Origin of the sequence: Micromonospora sp. NPDC048871, assembly GCF_043198155.1 — a bacterium.
In the GTDB taxonomy this organism is placed as follows: domain Bacteria; phylum Actinomycetota; class Actinomycetes; order Mycobacteriales; family Micromonosporaceae; genus Micromonospora.
The window spans coordinates 1-1,146 of record NZ_JBICUM010000031.1 but is presented as its reverse complement, the minus strand read 5'-3'; the positions used below and the strand labels follow the sequence as shown (position 1 = coordinate 1,146).

The following is a 1,146-nucleotide window of genomic DNA, read 5'->3' as shown; positions in this document are numbered from 1 at the left end:
GGCGGGGTCAAGGGGTGAGTGCAATCGTTAGGTAGTGATGAGTTGGGCCAGGCGTTGGGCTGGGGTGTCCCAGCCCAACGTTTCGCGGGGTCGGGTGTTGAGTTCGTGGGCGACGTCGTCCAGGCCGGTCTGGTCGATGGTGCGGAAGTCGTAGCTGTTCTTGGGGAAGTACTGGCGTAGGAGTCCGTTGGTGTTCTCGTTGCTGCCGCGTTGCCAGGGGCTGTGGGGGTCGCAGAAGTAGACCGGGCAGCCGGTGGTGATGGTGAACTGTGGGTGGGTGGCCATCTCGCTGCCCTGGTCCCAGGTCAGGGAGCGGCGTAGGTGGGTGGGCATGCGGGTGGTCAGGGTGGTGAGGACGCCGATGACGGCTTCGCTGTCGCGGCCCTGGGGTAGTGCGCCGAGCATGACGTAGCGGGTGGTGCGTTCGACCAGGGTCACGATCGCCGAGGCGCCGGCCTTGCCGATGACCAGGTCACCTTCCCAGTGTCCGGGCACGGCCCGATCGGTGGCCTCGGCGGGTCGGGCGCTGATGTGCAGGTCCCCGACCCAGGGTCGGCTGCGGGCCGCGCCCGCGGTTCGTGACCGCGCACGCCGTTGGGTACGACCCGAACGCAGCGCGACCTGCCGACCCAACTCCACCCGCAGGTTGCCCCGCGACTGCACGTAGATCGCCTGGTAGATCGTCTCGTGGGACACCTGCAACTCCGGCCGGTCGGCGTACGTGGCCCGTAACCACGCGGCGATCTGCTTCGGAGACCACCTACGCGCCAGTTTCCCCGCCACCATGTCCCGCAGCCGCGTGCCCGACCGAAGCTTCACCACCTTCGGCCGCCGTCGAGCCGCCTCCGCCCGCCGCTGCGCCCACTGCGCCTGATACCCCCACCGATACGGCCGACGAGCCCGCCCGGACGGCAACGACCGCCCGAGCGGATTCTTCGTCCCATGCCGCGCACTGTGATACCGCGCCACCTCACGCGACACCGTGCACACCGGCAACCCCAACAACCCCGCGATCTGCGAGATCGTCCGCCCCGACCCCCACAAGTGCTCCAACACCTGCCGATGTCCGAACGTCACCACACCCGGCCTCGCCACCAACACCTCCAGCACAACCAAGATCAGTTGCACTGAACCCTAGAATCCGCC

The 1,146-nt window shown here is 68.2% G+C and carries 1 protein-coding gene; it reads right to left on the bottom strand.

Features of this window, described 5'->3' with window-relative positions:
* Positions 1–27 precede the first annotated feature (27 nt).
* Entirely contained in the window at positions 28–969 is a 942-nt protein-coding gene (locus ACGFIK_RS27835; protein ID WP_327027312.1) for an IS30 family transposase, read from the bottom strand.
* Between the last annotated feature and the right edge of the window lie 177 nt (positions 970–1,146).